Annotated in this window: 16 protein-coding genes; 13 read left to right on the top strand and 3 right to left on the bottom strand. The window is 46.8% G+C overall.

Annotation, left to right across the window (positions count from 1 at the left end; translation table 11 throughout):
- Nucleotides 1-26 precede the first annotated feature (26 nt).
- The 7 genes from JR338_08615 to JR338_08585 all read left to right on the top strand — a co-directional run bounded on the left by JR338_08615 (nucleotide 27) and on the right by JR338_08585 (nucleotide 6492).
- Nucleotides 27-662, top strand: a complete 636-nt coding sequence (locus JR338_08615) for a ferric reductase-like transmembrane domain-containing protein (protein QRN82485.1) — start codon at nucleotides 27-29, stop codon at nucleotides 660-662.
- An 80-nt stretch (nucleotides 663-742) separates the two neighbouring features.
- Nucleotides 743-2224, top strand: a complete 1482-nt coding sequence (locus JR338_08610) for a hypothetical protein (GenBank protein ID QRN82484.1) — start codon at nucleotides 743-745, stop codon at nucleotides 2222-2224.
- Nucleotides 2205-3662, top strand: a complete 1458-nt coding sequence (locus JR338_08605) for a hypothetical protein (protein ID QRN82483.1) — start codon at nucleotides 2205-2207, stop codon at nucleotides 3660-3662. The genes JR338_08610 and JR338_08605 overlap by 20 nt, the downstream gene beginning before the upstream one ends.
- A gap of 83 nt (nucleotides 3663-3745) precedes the next feature.
- The gene (locus JR338_08600; GenBank protein ID QRN82482.1) at nucleotides 3746-4435 is read left to right on the top strand and encodes a methyltransferase domain-containing protein; all 690 of its coding nucleotides are present in this window, start codon (nucleotides 3746-3748) and stop codon (nucleotides 4433-4435) included.
- A 17-nt stretch (nucleotides 4436-4452) separates the two neighbouring features.
- Complete coding sequence (locus tag JR338_08595; protein ID QRN82481.1) at nucleotides 4453-5346, top strand: glycosyltransferase family 2 protein; 894 nt, start codon at nucleotides 4453-4455, stop codon at nucleotides 5344-5346.
- A 64-nt stretch (nucleotides 5347-5410) separates the two neighbouring features.
- A complete protein-coding gene (locus tag JR338_08590; GenBank protein ID QRN82480.1) occupies nucleotides 5411-5626 on the top strand; it encodes a Gfo/Idh/MocA family oxidoreductase in 216 nt (71 codons plus the stop codon).
- A 137-nt stretch (nucleotides 5627-5763) separates the two neighbouring features.
- A complete protein-coding gene (locus JR338_08585; GenBank protein ID QRN82479.1) occupies nucleotides 5764-6492 on the top strand; it encodes a ThuA domain-containing protein in 729 nt (242 codons plus the stop codon).
- Between the two features lie 130 nt (nucleotides 6493-6622).
- Here the strand turns inward: JR338_08585 and galE are convergent, their stop codons facing one another.
- The 3 genes from galE to rplS form a co-directional block, all read right to left on the bottom strand.
- A complete protein-coding gene (gene galE, locus JR338_08580) occupies nucleotides 6623-7642 on the bottom strand; it encodes a UDP-glucose 4-epimerase GalE (GenBank protein QRN82478.1) in 1020 nt (339 codons plus the stop codon).
- A gap of 83 nt (nucleotides 7643-7725) precedes the next feature.
- Nucleotides 7726-8463, bottom strand: a complete 738-nt coding sequence (locus JR338_08575; GenBank protein ID QRN82477.1) for a gamma-glutamyl-gamma-aminobutyrate hydrolase family protein — start codon at nucleotides 8461-8463, stop codon at nucleotides 7726-7728.
- Between the two features lie 133 nt (nucleotides 8464-8596).
- Nucleotides 8597-8947 (bottom strand): 50S ribosomal protein L19, encoded by a 351-nt coding sequence (gene rplS / locus JR338_08570; protein QRN82476.1) that lies wholly within the window; start codon nucleotides 8945-8947, stop codon nucleotides 8597-8599.
- A gap of 860 nt (nucleotides 8948-9807) precedes the next feature.
- Here rplS and JR338_08565 point away from each other — a divergent pair.
- The 6 genes from JR338_08565 to rpsB all read left to right on the top strand — a co-directional run bounded on the left by JR338_08565 (nucleotide 9808) and on the right by rpsB (nucleotide 20215).
- A complete protein-coding gene (locus JR338_08565; GenBank protein QRN82475.1) occupies nucleotides 9808-15288 on the top strand; it encodes a hypothetical protein in 5481 nt (1826 codons plus the stop codon).
- A 77-nt stretch (nucleotides 15289-15365) separates the two neighbouring features.
- Complete coding sequence (locus JR338_08560) at nucleotides 15366-15920, top strand: hypothetical protein (GenBank protein QRN82474.1); 555 nt, start codon at nucleotides 15366-15368, stop codon at nucleotides 15918-15920.
- A gap of 76 nt (nucleotides 15921-15996) precedes the next feature.
- Complete coding sequence (locus JR338_08555; GenBank protein ID QRN82473.1) at nucleotides 15997-17013, top strand: hypothetical protein; 1017 nt, start codon at nucleotides 15997-15999, stop codon at nucleotides 17011-17013.
- Nucleotides 17010-17849 (top strand): hypothetical protein, encoded by an 840-nt coding sequence (locus JR338_08550; protein ID QRN82472.1) that lies wholly within the window; start codon nucleotides 17010-17012, stop codon nucleotides 17847-17849. The genes JR338_08555 and JR338_08550 overlap by 4 nt, the downstream gene beginning before the upstream one ends.
- A 28-nt stretch (nucleotides 17850-17877) precedes the next feature.
- The gene (locus JR338_08545) at nucleotides 17878-19020 is read left to right on the top strand and encodes a cadherin domain-containing protein (GenBank protein QRN82471.1); all 1143 of its coding nucleotides are present in this window, start codon (nucleotides 17878-17880) and stop codon (nucleotides 19018-19020) included.
- A gap of 250 nt (nucleotides 19021-19270) precedes the next feature.
- Nucleotides 19271-20215 (top strand): 30S ribosomal protein S2, encoded by a 945-nt coding sequence (gene rpsB, locus JR338_08540; protein QRN82470.1) that lies wholly within the window; start codon nucleotides 19271-19273, stop codon nucleotides 20213-20215.
- The last annotated feature ends 33 nt before the right edge of the window (nucleotides 20216-20248 follow it).

The following is a 20248-nucleotide window of genomic DNA, read 5'->3' as shown; positions in this document are numbered from 1 at the left end:
AAATTTCACATCAAGGATAGGGATGTATGAACCAACAGACTGAAGACCGCAGGCAGGAATCCCAACGCTTTCAAATGAAAGTGTTGGCTAACATCACCGGTGTCTTGCCGTTGGTTTTATTGATTGGTTCTTATGTCCGGGGTGAGCTGGGCTTCAATCCCATCGAGGCTGCCCTGCAAACAACTGGTAAGATTGCGGTGGTCTTCCTTGTGCTGACCCTGGCTATCACGCCGATTCGCAGACTATTTCACTTCCCTCTCATCCGCCACGTGCGAAAACCTCTCGGCCTCTATGCCGCATTTTATGCTGTTTTGCACTTTTTGATTTTTGTCTGGTGGGACTACGGGCTGGATTTTGGGCTGATCTGGGCGGAAATCGAGACTAAGCCCTTCATCATCATTGGCCTGATCGCATTATTAATTTTGTTGGCGTTGTCCGTAACGTCTTTCCGCATTCTTCAGCGCAAGATTGGTAAGGGTTGGGTCCGGCTGCATCGGCTGACCTATTTGGCGGGTATATTGGTCATCGCACATTTCCTGCTGGCGGTCAAAGGAAATCTTTTGACCCTTCAAGGAGAATATGCCCTGCCGCTGATTTTAGGTGCGATCCTGTTGGCCTTAATGGCTTTGCGGCTGCCGTTTATAGACAAGTTAATGAAATAGGATTGGATTTTTCAGAGAGAAAGTACCTTTCCTATGACGAAAGAACTTGAAGTTCAAGTGCTTTGGTGAGTAATGTTATAATGTCCGATATGGTTCCTAATCGACAAAAAAGCAAAACCAAAATACGGCAATTGCAGGATTTATTCAAAGGATTCTGGCAGTGGACATCCATCTATAATGTGTTTTTTGCTGCTTCACTAACCCTGTTTGTTTTTGTGCGATTCCTGGATTTTTTTATTACACCAACAATTAATAAAATCTTCGTTTTCATCAGCATTTTCACTTTTTTCTTCATAGTGTCTCTCTTTGTTATTACGCCAATTCTCAATGGTTTGAAGGCAAAGCGAAAACTTTGTTTAATCATTGTTTTTATTAGCCTGGTTATTACTGGGGTCCTTTATATTTTGCTCCCGGTGCAAAAATTCAGCGTTAGAACACTCCATACATTAGAAGTGTCCATCACGCCTGATTCTGGGCCAGTAGTGTTTGAGAATTTTATAGGCCCAATTAAGACAAGTATTCCCTGGACGGATGTCACTTTCGATGGAACAATTTATATGGATTCGGTGACGATTCCCCCTGGAGGTGAATTGTTTTATTCCAGGGAAATGACGGGTGGTCTTTCCTTCATGCTCTCAACATCGGAAAAGGATTCTGAAGCCATTGTCGTTTGGGATGGGGTTAAGACTGTCGTACCAATACCCGTTGGTGTCAAAATTGATTTGGTGATGGATTCCACTTCTCTAGGGATTCTTCCAAAACCAAGCCAATTTTTATTGTTGGCCGTAAAAATAAATGAATGGGTCTGCCTCTTCCTGACGCTTATTCTAATACTGGGTTCTGGATATTTAATTTTAAAGAAAAGCGATTTTCATTACAGGATTGTTCACTGGGAAACTCTGCGCTACTTAGGTGACTACTTGATTTTGAGTGGGGTTTTAATTCTGTTTGCTATTGTGTTTAGAGCTTATCGACCTGATACGTTAACAAAAAACCTGTACATTGTTTTGCCCAGTTTTTTTTATCTACTTCTGAAGATAATTTATTGGGTTGTGCCGTCATTATCAATTGTCCTGTTTAGCCTAATTCTCCTCGTTAATATTTTTGCGCATTATATTTGGTTTGATAAGATCACTTTACGGGTCAGAAATGTTGATGACAGGACGTTTAATAGATTGGTGAGGATAGTTTACCCAAGCGATACAACTGTTATGTCATTGGGCTTTTTCCAGCAATTGCGGGATAGTGAGCTCATTTTGGCCCAAGGTTCTTTCCTTGCAGAGGATGAAAATGTTGCCCGATTGAACCGCATTAATTACCATGAAAATATATACATATTGGATTACCCGGGTGAGCTTTCAATTGAAGACTATGAACGCTTACTGCAATTGAATGATTGGTCCACCTGGAATAGGGGTCGGGATGGTACATTCTATTTCTATAAGGCTGAACTTGCCGTCACAACACCCATAGTCGTATTTACATATCTGGATGATATATTACTGATTCCTGAAGAACAACTTGATGATCTGGGATTGTTCAATGATTTTATTTTTGATTGAAATTTTCTTGCTGGGCTGTGCTATTGCAGTCCATTTCAGGGAAAAGATTACGGATTTCTTTCTTTCGTTTCTGGCTATCCTTTTAGGATTATTTGGCTATTTTATTACCGCCGTATTATTAACGATGTTTCAGGTTGCCCTATCCATTCAAATTCTCTCCATTTTGATGGGTTTTGAAATTGTCTTGCTTCTAATATCCAAATGGATTATTTCTAGAAAAACATTTTTTAAACTGCAATGGAGAAATCTTTGGTACCTGTTTAGTGGCGCTTTTTTTGTTTTGGGAAGCAAATTCTTTTTTCAAAAGGGCTACGTTTTTGCTTCGCCAGATTCCCTATATTTAATTGTCATGAGTAAGAACATCCTGCAAACGGGACTTGCCGAGTGGTATTTCGCATCCCCTCTGCAGTGGGGTGCGTTTGTCCCAATTATCCAGACAATTGGCATGCTGTTTGGTTATGAATACACCTGGTTCATCCAACCCATTATTAGTTTTACATTTTTGGTTGTTTTTGGATATATGGTTTTTAAGGCAAGTCGCGGCTTAACGGAATCCAAGCTTGTTCCCTATTTACTTGCCGGTTTAAGCGTTGGATTATTGGTTTCATCCAATCTGTATTGGATAGCTCAGTTTTACATCCATACCAATCTTGATACCGGCCTCAGTTTTTTCTTGGTTGTTGCCTCGCTATATTTTGCAATTCGAGAAAACAACGATTCCTGGCTGGGCATCACTGCGATCTTCTTAATTCTATTGGGAATGACGCGTTCTGAGAATGTGATCCTTGCATCATTGGTGATTGTCCTCACCTTAGCTACACGTCATATTTCTTATCGAAAGTCATTATGGGTATTTCTGCCCTATCTGGTTTTTCAGATCATTTGGAATATGGTGATGATCCGGATCAATCCGATAGCTTTCTCAAATTTGATGAATGTTTCTCAGTTACGTTTAGTTATAATTGGTCTGGTTGCCCTGGTCATTTTTGTCATAATAACAGGAAACCGTTGGGTACGAGATAAAATTTTATCTGTGATAAACCCTTTACTCGTGATCGGAATCAGCATACTCCTTGTTGGAGTGTTCCTACTCAAATCGGAAAAGATATTCTTTGATGTATGGGACAACCTCCAGACCATGTTTGCTACAGGCAAATGGTATGCTACTTTTTGGGGTGTTGTTTTTCTGCTTTTACTCGTGAAGGCTAGGAAGAGTTGTTTAAGTGAAATTTTGGTCAAATATTTCAATATCCTTATCTTTGCCTTTTTCAGCATGATCGTGATTCTTGGATACATTAAGGGAAATTATCACAGCCTCTGGTATGACAGTGCGAATAGAATGTATATCCATATTCTGCCGCTTATGATCTTCTTCTTGGCATTAAAAATTAGTTCCAATTATTCTTGTAACGGAACATTACCTAAGACAGAATTGTAAATAAAAATTATCTAGAGTAAATATATAAGACTATGCCAAGCGGCAAAGAACAATCAGAAATTTCATGTATAAATAGGAAAGCAATGAAAAAAGGGAACCCACGGATTGAGCGTATTGATCAGTCGCTGGTTGAGAAGATTATTAACACATCAAATTTAACTGGTGAAATCTCAGAGTCCGACCAGGCGGAAATGGCTATCCCAAGTTACCTAAATAAAAATCCACTGATCCGGGAGATCTTCTGGCGGCGTTATGACGGGGTCTTTCAGCTCTTTGCGCTTAAACCGGAGATGGTCGTATGTGAATTCGGCTGCGGGTTTGGTGCTTTCCTGCCGACCCTGGTGGAGCATACTGCCAAAGTGTATGCTGTGGATTTGTTCCCTCAATATGCGCAGGCTGTGGCTGAAGAGCTGAACCTGCCTGTTGAATTTTCCACCAGTCTGGATTCAGTCCCGGATGGTTCATTGGATGTGCTCTATGCGGTGGAAGTGCTGGAACATTTGGATGACCTGCCGGCGGGAATCCAGTTGATTGCCCGCAAGTTGAAACCGGGCGGCAGGTTGATTATGTCAGGCCCGACGGAAAGCACGTTATATAAGATCGGCCGCTTCATGGTCGGTTACAATAAATACCATGAGTACCATCGGAACAATGTCTATCTGTTGAAGCAAGGGATATTGGATAATGGTTTCAGGCTGGAGCGGACAGCCTTCTTTCCAAACAGGTTGGTCCTGCTCAATTTAATTGGTCAATTTCAGGTGAAAGCGAAATAGTCAGTAAGGGAAGTCCTATGAAATATTCAATTGTCCTGCCGGTGTATAACGAAGAAGAGGTTATCTCCTCCTCAATTCTTAAAATCATTGAGCTCTTTGTCAGGATGGATATGGATTGGGAGATTGTGGCCGTTGATGATGGCTCAGTGGATAACAGTTATGAAACCCTGAAGACCTTACAAGCTGATTACCCTAGTGCACTCAAAGTTGTTCGTCATCCTTACAATAAGGGCAATGGCGCAACTATCAAGACCGGGATCAAGACGGCTACCGGCGACGCCATCATTTGCATGGATAGTGATGGTCAGCATGACCCTGAGGATATCCTCAAGATGCTGCCCTACCTGGGCGAATATGATCTGGTGGTGGGTGCTCGTCCTTTCAAATCCGATGGCACCTGGTACCGCAACCTGGCCAATAAGTTCTATAACGGCCTGGCATCGCAATTGACAGGTTTCAAGATTGAAGACCTGACCTCCGGTTTCCGAATTTTCAAAGCGGATGTGGTCAAGAAATTTTATTACCTTTTTCCTCAGCGTTTTTCCTATCCGACAACCAGTACCCTGGCTCTGTTGAAGGGTGGCTATAACATCAAGTATGTGCCAATCAACATCCAGGCACGCAAAGCCGGTGCCAGCAAGATCCGACTCTTCCGGGATGGTTTCCGCTTTACGACGATCATTTTCAAGATCATCCTGCTCTTTGAGCCGATGCGGGTGTTCCTGCCGGTAACGATTGTTTCATTCTTGCTGGGGCTGGTAAGCATGATCATCAGCATCATCCAAAACGCCAGGCTCTATGTGCCAAATTCCAGCGTGATCCTGTTTGTGCTGAGCATTCTCGCTTTCCTACTGGGTATTTTGGCCGAGCACACCACAGCCATTCAGATGGCGATTATTGAACGGGATTAGCTTTTCTGACTGGTGTAAAAAGGGGGGAGTGAATTTCGTAAATTAATTTTTGCGAGGAGGCAGTATGGCCCCTAAGAAGATCCGTGCGGGGGTTGTTGGCTGCGGGAAAATCAGTCATTTTCATATCCATAATATATACAAGAACAAACAAGCAGATGTTGTCGGTCTTTGTGACCCCTATCAGCCATCCATAGACAAGCTCGCTGAGGGGTTTGTCGCTGCCGGCACCTGGCGGCAAACACCGTCCACCCGGCATCACCAGTATGGGATACATTCCTGAATGTCCGCGCCGGGAAGATTGGGAACCCCAGCCCGCCGGAGGTGGGTCTGCGAATGATCCGGCTCTATGATGCGATTCGCCTGTCCGCGCAAAATGGCGGCCAGATTGCGACAATTGAGAAATAGACAGGAGAGCGAATGGATAATAAACCTAAAGTCACGGTTTGGAATGAATTTCGCCATGAGAGAGCCGACCCCGTAGTCCTGGCGATTTATCCGGAAGGCATTCATGGGGCGATTGCGGGTTTCCTGCGCACTGGCGGCTTCCAGGTGCGGACAGCCACGCTGGATGAACCCGAACACGGCCTGACCCAGGAAGTGCTGGATGATACCGATGTGTTGATTTGGTGGGGACACATGGCGCACGGTGAAGTCCAGGATGCGATTGTGGATCGGGTGCAGGAGCGGGTCCTGAACGGTATGGGGTTGATCGTGCTGCATTCCGGACATTTCTCAAAGATCTTCAAACGGATGATGGGGACTTCCTGTAACCTGCGCTGGCGGGAGGCCGCCGAAAAGGAACGCATTTGGACCATCGCCAACGGGCATCCGATCACCAAGGGCGTGGGCCTGCATTTTGAGCTGCCTCACACAGAAATGTACGGTGAGTATTTTGACATCCCCGAGCCGGATGTGTTGGTCTTTGTGAGCTGGTTCGCAGGTGGCGATGTCTTCCGCAGCGGCTGCTGCTGGCAGCGGGGCTTTGGGCGGGTGTTCTACTTCGCCCCGGGCCATGAGACTTTCCCGATCTATTATGACAAAAATATCCAGCAGGTGATTACGAATGCCTGTCTTTGGGCGGCGGATCACAAACAGCATACTGTAGAATTCGGGCATGTACCTGAGCCGCTTGAGCCATTAGATTGATTTGATAAATAAATAGGAGAATAGAAAGAGCCGGTGGTGACCACCGGCTCTGATTTTGTCATTACGAGCTTGCGCCATCGTCCCGGGAGTGGAACGGAGAGAGAAGCAATCTTTTTGGATAATTGGAGAGTTAGTCGTTGCTGAAATCCAGGATTTGTTCTCTGATCTCGCCCCATTTGAGCGCATCTTCGATGCCCTTTTCGATAGGTAATTCAGCTTCCCAACCCAGGAATTTCTTGGCTTTGTCTGCGTTGGCATAAGCGCCGGCGACATCACCCGGGCGAGGCGGCTTCTCTTCAATATTGATCTGATGACCGAAGACCTTCTGGAAGGCATCCACCAATTCGCGCACCGTGACGCCTTTACCTGTGCCGAGGTTGATGACGGCATAGGGGGTCTCGGGGTCGGCGGCTTTGGCAATCACCTCATCAAAGTTTTCAACGGCTTTGACATGCGCCTGAGCCAGATCCCAAACATGGATGTAGTCCCGAATGCCCGTGCCATCCCGAGTGGGCCAGCCGGTGCCTGTGATGTTGAAGACAGGTTCTTCTTCCATTGCAACGGAGACCAGTTTGCCCAGGATATGGCTGGGTTCTTTGATGTGCATCCCGGAGCGCATCTGCGGGTCAGCGCCGATCGGGTTGAAATAACGCAGGGCAATGGCCTTGAGCCCATAAGCGTGGGCGAAGTCCTGTAGGATCATTTCCATCATGTATTTGGTGCGGGAATAGGGGCTGCTGGGTTTCAGCGGGGATTCTTCCGTCACCATGAAATCGGGCACGACATCATAGATGGCGGCAGAGGAGCTGAACACCACCCGGGGGAAACCCAGTTCGGAAAGCTGGTGAAAGAACCCCATTGATTTAACCACATTCTCGCGATAATAATCGAAAGGCCGGGAGACGGATTCGGGGACGACGATCAGGGCCGCACAGTGGATGGTGGCGGCGATGTCCGGATGGTCAGTGAAGATCTGTTGGACAGCCTCTTTATCTGCGATATCCGCATGATAGAAGATGTGGTCTTTGGTGAATTCTTTGCGGCCGGTGACCAGCGAATCGAGAATGATGGGGGTATGGCCGTTGTCTTCGAGGGCGGAGCAAATGGTGCTGCCGATATAGCCGGCGCCTCCGGTAATCAATACCTTCATTGAGCACACTCCTTTTGGAATGAATTTTGACCCTCCCATTCTAACATTGATGCCCGGATTGGGAAGGTTGGTTGCGATCTGTTTTATTCGATGGGATTTTGGCAGGCGGTGATGAAGGCCTTAAAGAGTGCTTGCATTGGCGAATCATCCGGCAGGCATTCCGGATGCCACTGGACGCCGACTGCGAAGTTTTGGTCTTTGACAAACAGTCCCTCAACCAGTCCATCCGGCGCGAAGGCGACGGCTTCCAGACCATCACCGACTTTTCCCACGCCCTGGTGGTGGAGGCTGTTCACGGGGACGTCATCCGCCTGGAAGATCTCGTGCAGGATGCTGTCTTGCTTCAAGCTGACGGTATGGGCATGTTTATCTCGGGGGTAATTGGGGTACCAGTCATGTTTGAGGGCGTTTTCCAGCTGGTCTGCGATATCGGTGTAGAGACCGCCGCCAAAAGTCACATTGAGCACCTGGATCCCGCGACAGATCGCCAGCAGGGGCTTGTGATCCTTGAGGGCTATGTCCATCAGAGTGAATTCCAGTTTATCCCGCAGTGGGGAGATACCATAGACCCGGGGATGGCCCTGCCCGTTGAAGCGTTTGGTCTCAATATCCCCACCGCCGGTGAAAAGAACGCCATCAACCAACTGGGAGATCCTGTGCAGGTCGGCTTTCCCGGTTCCCAATGGGATCAGGAGGGGGATACCGCCCGCGTGCCGAATGGCGGTCACATAAGCCTGGCCGACATTGAAGGCGTAGCTCCCCGTCTTATTTTTGACGTTACCGCCTGTGATACCGATGATGGGATGGGATGATATGGGCATGGACCCTCCTGATAATTAAAACCTCATCAGGAATCATCAACCAATAAGGCAAAGTTGATAAGAATCCTGATGAGGTATTCGGCGGGTGAAGGGTTAATTCACCTGCCAATCCAACATCCAATTAAGGGTATTTCTAGAAGCGCTGTTTTAGCCGGGCGCTCTTGCCGGTGCGTTCGCGCAAGAAATAGAGTCGAGCACGGCGAACTTTGGTGTGCCGTTCGACAACCACTTTTTGGACACGGGGTGAGCGAGTCATGAAAGTACGCTCAACACCGATCCCGTTGCTGGCGATCCGCCGCACGGTGAAGGATGCATCGTTCTTGCTGCCACGAACGAACAAAACTGTGCCTTTGAAAACCTGAACACGTTCACGAGTACCTTCTTTAATCAAGACATGTACACTGACGGTGTCGCCAGGGAACAGTTCAGGAATGTTCTCGTTTACTGGCGCTTCAACTGATTTTAAGAGTTCAGCATGATTCATCTTACGATCCTTTATTTCAATGATAAATACCACGTCTTCCCAGACGCGAAGAGGGATTATACCATGCCCGAAGAAACTCAGCAAGAGCAAAACCCACGATATTTATGTTTCATAGACTTTATGAAATGCTAGGCAATAATAATACTCGATATTAATATCTAAGAGTGTATTAAATTATATTGTTAAATTGATATAAATATGACTTGTCAGAAATTAAGAATACCATTAGAATAGATGTTGCAAATATTGGTGGGAATGCCAGGTCTTAATCTGTTCGACTCCTGGGGCTATAAAACTAGTCAACATAAAGATATCGACCGTAATAAAAAATGTTTTGTTCTGACGTCCATTCTATTAATTTGATTTATACCACCACCTTGATGTGGTTCTGATTCGGCTGGCCTGCAATCTGGGCCAGTTTTTGTTTATTATGCGATAACGCTGCTGTTTTGAGAAATTCAGAAAGTTCGCAGGAAAGAATCGGATAATAAAGAGTTCGGAAGGGAGCTTAATAGGGAGAAAAACAAATAACGCTTAACCACTCTATTGGCATCAGCAATGTTGCCCTGAAAGAAGACTCCCCAGCGCACAGCCTCGGTACCCAAATTGGGTCTGAGGTGGGAAGTACAAAACGGGGGACATGGAGATATCTGCTTACACCTGTGTTTTTGATTGCCCAACTCAGAATTGAGGCAGATTCCCCGATGGCAAGTTACAAGATAATCCAATAAATTTTTCACCCTTGTTGAATTTAACCTGGGTGATCTATCTGTCTTTTAAGTTTAGGAGGGCTTATTGCATTATCGAACGCGTTTTTTGAAGGAGAAATTTCTAAGTTTTCTATTTGGAGGGAATGAAAAATGAGTATAGAACGCAGGTTAATTAAAATATTTGGTTTTGTGCTGGCGGTTGCATTGTTGTTGGCCATGCTGCCAGTGGGAGGGGTCAAAGCGAATGATATTGCAAGCGCAGAGATCGTATTTGAATCTCAGCCAGGATACACTCTTACGGAGAACCCGGATGGGACATATTCCGGTGTTATCCCAGCAAAGGTTGGTTGGGGCTTCGACATCTTCGCAAAAGAAGGGGCTGATGCTTATTTTGATGATGCCGCACAGTTGATTGGCGCAGATCATGATGCTTGGCCAACTTGGACTCCAGATACGCCGGACTGGTATCAATATAGTTTGGTGTTATATGAAGACTCCGGTGTGCAAAAGTGGGCACTTCGCAATCATGCAGGAGCAACAGAAGTTGATCCATGGTATACAACCGCTACTGCACCAATGGGCGTTCCAATGTCCGGAAGTATGCACTGGGGTACCATGTATGCTGAAGAAACGGATGTCGGTGCCTATCTCCCTGGAACAGGCACCGCAAAATATCCTGGCATGGCAGCCTCTCATGGTGGTGGTGCTGGATATTGGGATATGGATTGGAGTTGGGGAAGCGAGGCAGTGCCGCTCGAATATCCTGGCTTTGATGTAAGTGTTGAAGATTTAGGATCAGGTAACTATAGGGTAACTCTAACACCGGCAGAGGGGCCAGTTAAGAACCTTACCACTAACGCTACTTATGCTACTATCCAAGCAGCTATTGAAGCTGCCGGTGATGGGGACACAATCCTGGTTGAACCAGGCACCTATGCTGAGGAAATAATTCTAAGCACACCAAACATCACTGTTCAGTCAACAGGGGGCCCTGAAGTCACAATAATTGATTCTCCTTATGGGGATTTGACATCAGGTGTTTGGGCTTTATCTGGCATGGGAACCCTTATCTTTGATGGCTTCACAGTTCAGAATTTTACTGAAAATGGCATCGTTCAAAGTATGGGCAACCATGCTGGAACAGAGTTCCATGTTCTGAATAACATCGTCATTCCATATAATGGATACCTGAGAAATGGGATCCAGGTTTCCGGCGATGGATCGAGAGTCGTCGGCAATACAATTCATGGCGCACCGCTAACCGATAGCTGGGCAAGCTCAGCCATAATGGTTGTTAACGCCTCGAATGTGGAAGTATCATCAAATACGATTGTTGGCGGAACTTTGGGTGTTGACATTGGCATCAGCATCATGAACTACAGTGGCGTTGTTGACAATGTCTTGGTCGCAAATAACACCACTACTGATGCAGGAAATGGCATCCGTTTGTCAGGTAATGCGCCTGCGACAACGATGACCAATGTCAATGTTACTGCAAATGATTTTGGTTATGGTGGTATGGGCTTTAATGTCCAGAACCTCACTGTGGATACAGTGTCTGTTACAGGAAATAATTTCCATGATAATGAGACGGCTGGTTTCCGTTTCTCATCCACATCAGCCACAGTTACGAACGCAGCCATAATTGGTAATACATTCACAAATAACTATTATCAGTTCCTGGGTGGAACGATGAGCGAAGTTGAATTCTCGCCGGTTCTTGGGGCAAACACCTTTGATAAGGCTGTGACCACAACCAGTTGGCCGGTGGAAATTTACTCGATGATTCAGACAGGTATTGATGAATCTGTTGCAGGGGACACAGTGTATGTGGCTGGTGGCAGCTATGCTGAAAACATCACTATTGACAAACAGGTGAACATCATCGGCGCGGGTATGGGGTCAACTATTCTTTCGGCACCGGCTTTCCCTGTCATCACAGTTTCTGCGAATGATGTCTATATTGAAGGTGTGGGCATTACAGATCCTGTCGCGTTGGATGAGGCTATCCGGGTTGACGGGGCTACAGCTAACCTAACTCTTCAGGATATCGCCATCACAAACCTGACACCGACGGTTGGAAATGCAGAAGGCGTGAATTTCCTTGGTAGTTTTGACGGGTTTACAGCCGATAATCTTAATGTGTATGGCGCTGATCCTGGTGCTTATACCCGCGGGATTGGTGTCTTCCTTTCAAAACCAAACACCGCCTCCAATTTCTCGATCACAAATAGTACATTCGAGAATGTATTTGTTGGGGTCTATATCAATGGTTATCTGGATGGTGTATCCATTCAGGACAATGTGTTTGGCCCGATGGATATCAACGATTGTCAGGCAGCCGCAGCAGGGATCTATTTTGGTGATGGCCCCACACTCTATACGATTAATGATCTGACGGTTTCTGGCAATGCGTTCACATCCTATTGCCGTGGCCTTTATGTTTGGGATTATGCTGATGATGGCTTGATCACAAATGTGACGATTGATGATAACACGTTCACCAATTCTATTTATTCAAGCGCCATCCGGTTTATGGCTGATTGGTGGACAGATGTCAGCCATGCGACAATTCTTGAAGGTCCTTTGAATATCACCAATAACACCTTTGTTCAAAGCGAAAAAATTATCAATGGTGACGGCGTTTCGCTGATCGACCTCCGCCTGACCGGTGAATCACCGACCAGCCAAATCAATATTACTGGCAACAGCCTTTCGTTCTCCGGAACCTTTGATGTCTCGAATTACGGGTTGTTAGTTAGAGGGCCATTGACTAACCTAACCTTCGCTGATAACACATTCAGTGGCGGGGATGTTGGCGGCGCTTCAGTTGATTTGCCTCCGACAACTGGTGTTCTTTTAGGCACTGACCATAGCTATTGGGGTCCAATTTCTTCTTCTGCCAACCTGGATATCTTAGGCAATACAATCACCGGATTCCTCAACGGGGTCGGCATTTATGACTTCAATACGATGACCTATGGCAATTTGCCGGTGGGAGCTGTTGTTTCCTTAGAAGAGAACCAAATTCTTGGCAATGGCGTTGATATTAATTACGGCGCGGGCGAAGAAGTTGACGCCTCCCCGAACTGGTGGGGCAGCGCTGCTGGTCCAGATTCTGGACAAGTTGTTGGCAGCGTTGAATTTACGCCTTGGTGCGGAGATGAAGATTGCACGACATTCATGCCTAATGCTGAAGGAGAAATTGTCTTACCTCCTGGTGTCACCGAGGAAGAAATCCAAACCGCGATTGATAACGCACCGAGTGGCTCAACAGTCGTGATCCCTGCAGGTTCGTATACTGGTACTGGCGGGTTTGTCGTCAATTCAAGCGGTGTGACCATCTTGCTTTCCGATGGAGCACATATTGAAAATAATTCGCCCTGTTTTGTGATTAATGCTGATTACACTACGATTAATGCAGAAACGCCCCTAGGTGCTGTTTGTGTCCCGACCAGCGGCTCGAATGGTATCGATGTGGCTGCCGGTCTGACCAATATTGTCATCGAAGGGCTCGAGATCGATGGCGCAGATGGGACCAACGGGATCAACTTCGCCGGTGTGGTGACGGACCTGAACATCGCTGATATGTATATTCACGGCCTCTCTGGTCACGGTTTATACTTCGAAAATCAACCTGTCGGAACCGTCCAGATCCAGGGAAACCTGATCATGGATAATGTTGGTTTTGGGATTTTAAACAATAACCCTAGTGGCTTGGGTGATCTTCCCGCTGAATATAACGCCTGGGGTTCATATGATGCGCCTCTTGTGGGGCTTGATGTTAGCTCCGATGTGGATTTCAATCCCTGGACCCATGTGGAGCTTTACATGGAATCCGACCTGACCGATTATCCCAACAGCGTTTATCTGGGCGAGGATATCACCTTTGACGTCTTCGGTAACCTGGTAAATGTGATGGGTGTTGATGTAACAGTTGAATTCCCCGCAGAGCTGACCTATGTAGATAATACGCTGCCCGGGCTCTTTGATTATGAAGAGATAGAGGTGCTTGGCAATACAGTCCATTTCGTTGGCTATCAGATTTCCAGCAGCGCCCTAACCGTTTCAGATCAGATCCTTTTCTCTATGGTATTCGAGGGCAACGCAATTGGGACAGACTTGATCCTGAACCTGGATGAAGACTCCGATGTCTTCTCAATGTTTGCTGGTGCAGGTAGCATTTCCACGAACATTTATGCCGCTTGCCTTTCGGATATCACCGACATAGAAGTGAATGCGTACCCGACTGTGGAAATCGTTCCCTCCAGTGGTTCAACCTACGTTGGAATTCCTGATGAATTCACAGTGGAAATCGACAACACCGATGGCGATGATCTGGCTAGTGTAGGGCTGAGTTTCGACCTGCCGGCTGGCGCAACTCTTGAATACTATGATTATGGTAGTATGGCTTGGGTTCCGTTCGTGGATCTTACGGATTTGGGTGCGTTGGCATCTGATGGTTCACTGGTTGTTGAATTCCGGATCATCTTCGACACCACAGGCCCCAATGATATCACGGTTTACTTGTTTGACCTGACACCCGACCCTGACACCTTGCTGGCCTCCGACTATGAGACCTTCACCGCTCTGGGTGACTTTACGGTTTCCGGTACAGTTGCGATGCAGGGCCGCACGGTTCGCTCTGGTGTGCCGATGACGCTCACGGATGTTTCGGGTGGGTATGTTGACAACGATATTACCTCGACGTTCGAAATCAGCGATAACTATGCCTTTATGAATGTCAATGCAGGTATCTATCAATTCACGACGAACCAGCCCCGCTACCTGAACGTGTCGGTAGAGTTGGATCGTTTGCTGGATATCAATGATGATTATGTTTTGCCCAATCTGGAACTGAAAGGCGGTAACGCCGTTTGGACCGACAATGTAATTGATCTCTCTGACGCATCTTATGTCGGTAGTCAATACGGTGAACCAATCTTTGATGATGGCGACGTCAACTTCGATGATCGGGTCAATATTCAGGACCTGGCATTGGTTGGCGGTAACTATTTGCTGACCTCTGAAGCGGCCTATGCAGATTGGCCAACGGCTGAACACCCTGAAGTCTTTGGTACATTTGAATTTGATAATCATACCGGAGCTTTCACGGCTGAAATGTATGGCGCTTACGACTTCTCAATGACGGGTTTTGGTGTTCCTGCAGGGCCCAACCTGACAGATTTTTCAGGACCTATTGTAAGTGGCGATTTTGCTGGTTGCGCTATCGATGGCACGATCAACGCTATGGGGATGGATTTCCTTTATGCTGAGATCACATGCACATCTGTTTACACTGCTCGTCTCTATGGGACCCTGATGGGTAACTTTGAGGGCTGGCTTGCAATGGATGCACCGCTCGCACCTGTGGGCACAGTTACTGTTGTGGGAGATGCGTCGGTCAGTGTTGGCAATACGATTGACCTGGATGTTTTGCTGGACGGCGTTGCGCCTGACCGCCCCGTTCGCTGGGCTATTTATGTCAATGACAGAGATTTTGCAGAAATTGACATGCTGACTGGCGAGTTAACTGGCCTTATGGCTGGTGACGCTATCGTGATTGTAACGGTGCTGGATGACAGCAACCTCTCTTACAATAGCACTTTCCATGTCACGGTGATCCCCTAATTTAGTTCTTTAGACTTGATCGCAGGCTGGGACCTATGTCCCAGCCTGCATCCTGGCATTATTTGGATTTATAACTTATGAAGAAAGCGCGGCTCCTTCTCCTTATTAGCCTGGTTTTCCTGGCGATTTTGCCTTTAAACGGCAGCGCCGCCGCGCAAACCGGGACAATGGTTTATGTGTATCCCGCGCTCACGGAAGTTGAACCGGGCAATCCATTTTCAGTGGATGTCATGGTAGCAAATATTGAAGAGTTGTGGGCTTTTGATATCACAGTTAGTTATGATATTGATTATTTAACTTTCATATCCGCTGAACTTGGAGATTTTTTAAGTCAAGGAATATCTTTTGGCTGTGGTGAGGTGGAAGATTCTCCAGACGAAATCCAATGTATTAATACACAAAATGATGGTGAACCGCCAAAATACGGTAGTGGTACTTTGTTCAAAATTAATTTTGTTTCTAAACAAGAAGAAGCCTACACTTATCTTTCAATATCTGAGCCTACGGTAGATGATCCTGGATTGGTGGATAGAAATGGGCGTGCCATCCCTTTTACATCTCAGGATGGTGATGTGAAAATTGGTGACGCGGAGCCTGGCTTTGAGGCTTTCATCCCTGTTTTCCTCCATTAATAAGGGGGGGCAGCATGGTGGCGAAATGGCCAATGGCTTTTAATCTAAAAAAAATTTATAAAGTGGATTTTATTGAATGAAATTTAGAAAAAAATTTTTCAAGGGTAGTTGGGTGGGGCTGTTACTGGTAGTTGCGGTTGTGGCCTTATTATTTTCTTTTAGTGTTGCCCAAGCCCAGGGAGGAACGGTGTTCTCCGTCTCTCCCGCCTCTGCTGAGGTTGGCCTTGGGAACGAGGTGCAGTTATCGCTGTGGGTCTCGGGTGGGGTCAACGTCAACGCGTTTGATGTCACAGTGACGTATGATCCCGCAATTCTCTCCCTATCAAAATGGGAGAAAGGGTCTTATTTGACCAGCCTGGCCGTGGTTTACCAGTCAAACCAACCCGGCACGCTGCGAGTGGCGGCCACCCAGATCGCGCAGCCTGAAGTATCGGGTGATGGTGTGCTGCTAAAGCTGACCTTTTTAGGGGTTGGCGAGGGAAGTTCGAACATTAACATCACGGAAGCTATCTTCGCCGATTCGACGGGACAAAAATCTTATCCGGCGACTGAGAATGGGTCGCTGACTGTGGTGTTGGATCAGGTCCCCAGCTCTACGCCTACTGTAACGAAAACTGCCACTCCAACAGTGACAAAGACGCCGACGGCCACCCAAACCCAAACGCCGACTGCGACGGCCACGATGACGCCGACACCGACTACTACAGATACAGCGACTCCGACTGTTACTAAAACTAGTGCGCTGGATAGCGTACCAACCCAAACATCCACGGCTACCCGTGTACCGAATAACAATGAGCCGACAGCAGTGGATATCCAACCGAGTCTGACTGAGGGGCCGGAAACCACTGAGGAGAAGGCTGAGGTCATTGGTGATGGTAACGATAAAACAGAACCAACGATCGAGGTAAATGGATCTAATTTTTATGCCAATACTGTTGAAAAAACCACAGAAAGGGCACAAACCCGTGAGGAACGAATAACTCGATTGGTTTGGGCTTTTCTTGGCGGGGCACTGCTTTTGGAAGGAATCTTTTTCATTGCCCTCATCCATCGAAACAAAAAACGAAAGGACGACGATTACCTGCTATGAGGAAATTTGGTTTTACCTTCTTATTGTCTTTAGTTGTGGTGTCTGTCTTAGCTGGAATATGCTTCTTGACAGTCCAGGCTCAATCAAGTGATGGAGCCGAGGGTGGTGTATTTGATTCAAACGCTGTGGCCCCAGGGGAAGTCATCGAAGTTCCTGTGGAAATCAGGAATGTAGAAGAGCTTTATGCAATGGATATTGAAATTCAATTTGACCCCACCATTCTTCAGGTTGAAGATGCTGACCCTGATACGGGTGGGATTCAGATTGCGATTGGTACTTTTCTGGATGCAGGGCTTGTACTGTATAACACAGTTGATAATAACAATGGCACCATTCACTTTGTGATGACGCAAGTAAATCCCAGCGAGGGGAAAACTGGCAGCGGTGTGGTATTGGTGATTTACCTCCGGGGGATCAATGTTGGGACAAGCCAGCTTGAGGTGACGTTCTTGGAGCTGGCCCGTCGCACCGGCGATGCCATCCCGGTTGAGTTGCAAAATGCTTCTATTGATGTGGTGGAGAGTTACGTGCCGGTGGAATCGACACCCATTCCTGTACAAGATCCAGAGGAATCCATTTTGATTCCGACCCCCCAGCCAACCCTAACGCCAACCATTACACCGACTGTTGCGGCTGAAGAAAAAGTTGAAACAGAGAATGATTCGAATCCATCTTTGAATTCTGCTGACACTGCCGATGCGGATCAGGGTCAAGCTGAATCCGGTACTTCCGGCGCAGCATCTGGATTCAATCTATTGAGCTATTGGTGGGTATTGTTGCCGATCATTGTCGGTGCTGTTTTCCTGGTTATATACCAGAGAAAAACACATAAATAAAGAGGTTTAGATAGAAGGGAACTTTAGGATGGGACGTAGATTCAAAGTTGGGATTGTTGTTTTATTCTTTTTATTAATCAATTTGCCGAAAAACGGTTACTCCCAGGCTTTGATAGAAACGGTGATATCCGTTGAACCCACCAGTTCATCGGTTGAAACCTGTTTGAACCAAACAATCGCGATCCAAGTCCAGGATGTGGTGGATCTGACAGGCTATCACCTGGAAATTGGGTTTGACCCGGCAGCCATACAGGTTACCGATGTGGTCAACGGCGGATTTCTGGACGATGCCTTGGAAAACGTTTTCTATGAGCCTACGAACACTATTGATAACATTAATGGGAAAATTGTGTTTGGTATGGTGCAGCAAAATGATGCCAGTTTCTCAATGACGCCAAAATCCGGTACCGGCAATCTGATTCTGATCACCTTCGAAGCGGTGACCTGGAATATGAGCACAGATATCACGATCGACCCTGTGAACAGCATGTTAGTTGATTGGCCGGATGCTTTTGAGATTCCCTTTACGGTTGTCGATGGGACTGTCTCCACTGAATCCTGTTCGCCCACAAACATTATGCTTTCAAATAATTCGGTTCCCGAGAACGAACCTGCAGGGACGATGGTTGGAACTTTGAGCGCATCGGACCTGGATACCGGCGACACCTTTACTTATAGTCTGGTTGATGTTGTCACTTATCCCGACAATCTCGGTTTTTCGATCGTTGGTGATGTTCTGCAGACTCATGTACCTTTCAATTATGAGGTGAAATCCACTTATACGATCAATATACGGGTGACTGATGCGGGTGGAAAATTTTACGATAAGGTTTTTACAATTCAAATTTCTGATGTGAACGATGCACCGGTGGCTTTGCCGAATGAGATTGAAGTTGAGCAAGGTGATTTTGTTGAGTTTTCAGTCTCATGCTACGATGAGGATGGGGATAGTTTTAGCTATGTCCTGGTCACGACCCCTAACCATGGAATATTGCCGTGGACACCACCGGATCTGACATTTACGGCAGACCTTAATTACAGTGGTCCGGATTATTTTGATTTCCAGTGTATTGATACTTATGATTTGGCAGGAAATATTGCAAAGGTCAATATCTCGATCTTGCCGAAGGCCAAGTTTTATCTCCCAGTCTTCTATTTTAGAAGCTATTAGCCGCTCCCCCGTTTGGCTAGAGGCTACCTGTACTGGGTAGCCTCTCATTTTTCATCATAAAGCATAATTCAGAACCGCTGCTGAGAGGTTAACCTATTCCCTTTTCATCCTCGATATGATATACTAATTCGGCTGCCAAAACGCTTGGCAGCCTATTTCACACGCCTCTGGATTTGTTCTGCGTGCCCATATGATGGGTTAGGGACGAGCTAAAAGAGGCGGAGGCTAAAACGCAAAGGAGTATATTCGCATGTCATCTGTAGTTACTATGAAAGCGCTTCTCGAAAGCGGCGTCCATTTTGGTCACCGGACCAATAAATGGAATCCTAAAATGCGTCAGTATATCTTCACTGAACGCAATGGAATCCATATCATTGACCTTCAGCAAACTGTTAAATTGCTGGATGATGCTTATGATTTCATCCGGGACACCGTTGCTAATGGCGGTTCAGTCCTCTTTGTTGGCACAAAACGCCAGGCTCAGGACACAATTGCAGAGCAGGCCACCCGCTGTGGTATGCCCTACGTCACTGAACGCTGGTTGGGCGGCACCTTGACCAACTGGTTCACGATCCAGAAACGTATATTCGAACTCGAACGGCTGGAACGCCTACGCGATAGCGGCGAGATCCACCTTCTGACCAAAAAAGAAGGCCTTATGATCGAACGCGAGATCGCCCGCCTGGAGAAACGTCTCTCCGGTGTTCGCAATATGAAAGGCCTGCCGGAAATCCTCTTTGTGGTTGATGTCAACCGTGAAGACACCGCCGTGCATGAAGCCAACGTCAAGGGTATCCCCGTCATCGCCCTGGTGGACACCAACTGTAACCCCAAAGATGTCGATTATGTGATCCCTTCAAATGACGATGCCATCCGCGCCATCAAGCTGCTGGTCGGCAAGATCGCTGATGCAGTGATGGAAGGTATGACCATCCGCACTAAGGATGCTGACGAAGATGAGCTGGGTGATGTTGCCATGCCCGCTGAAGTCACCCGTTTTATGGATGACGATGAGCTGGAAGATGAAGCCTTGCTGGGTGAATCAACCCTCAAGCACATGGGCACCGGCAAGAAACCCAAGTTCGATGATGAAGACGAAGATGAGGAAATCGGCGAGGATGAGGTCGAAACTCAATCTGGTGATTCTGAAGCCTCTGAAAAGGCCGAAGAAGACGAGAACGCCGAAGAGGCTTAATCAACAAATCTTTTGAGAGCATAAGAGATAGGA

Source organism: Chloroflexota bacterium, from assembly GCA_016887485.1.
Taxonomy (GTDB): Bacteria; Chloroflexota; Anaerolineae; order Anaerolineales; family Anaerolineaceae; genus Brevifilum.
The sequence above is the reverse complement of the archived record's forward strand: the minus strand, read 5'-3'. Positions and strand labels throughout refer to the sequence as shown.